Source organism: Sphaerisporangium melleum (assembly GCF_014646695.1).
Taxonomy (GTDB): Bacteria; Actinomycetota; Actinomycetes; order Streptosporangiales; family Streptosporangiaceae; genus Sphaerisporangium; species Sphaerisporangium melleum.
Genome location: NZ_BMNT01000058.1, coordinates 36,548 through 37,180, shown reverse-complemented (window position 1 = coordinate 37,180; position 633 = coordinate 36,548). Strand labels below are relative to the sequence as shown.

Here is a 633-nt window from a genome sequence, read left to right as displayed (position 1 = left end):
GCCCGGCGGGGACGGTCCGGCCGGTCCCACTCCCGCGTCTCGGTCAGCAACTCCACCGCACCCGCCGACCAGTCCACGTGCGGCGACGGCTCGTCCACATGCAAGGTCTTGGGCAGGACGCCGTTGCGCATGGCCATGACCATCTTGATGACACCGGCCACACCCGCCGCGGCCTGCGCGTGACCGATGTTCGACTTCACCGACCCCAGCCACAACGGCCGATCCGCGTCGCGGTCCTGACCATAGGTGGCCAGCAGCGCCTGCGCCTCGATCGGATCACCCAACGCCGTACCCGTACCGTGCGCCTCGACCACGTCCACATCCGCGACCGTCAGCCCCGCGTTGGCCAGCGCCTGGCGGATCACCCGCTGCTGCGACGGGCCGTTCGGCGCCGTCAGACCATTACTCGCACCGTCCTGATTGATCGCCGAACCCCGCACCACCGCCAGCACCCGGTGACCGTTACGCCGAGCGTCCGACAGCCGCTCCACCAGCAGCATCCCGACGCCCTCACCCCAACCGGTGCCATCAGCACCGGCCGCGAACGCCTTACACCGCCCATCAGGCGCCAGACCACGCTGCCGGGAGAACTCCACGAACGTCCCCGGCGTCGCCATCACCGTCACACCACCG

At 70.1% G+C, this 633-nt stretch carries 1 protein-coding gene; it reads right to left on the bottom strand.

Going from position 1 to position 633, the window contains the following annotated elements; genetic code table 11:
- Positions 1–633 (bottom strand): beta-ketoacyl synthase N-terminal-like domain-containing protein (locus tag IEY93_RS38930; protein ID WP_229691716.1); only part of this gene is annotated, 633 nt, incomplete at both ends.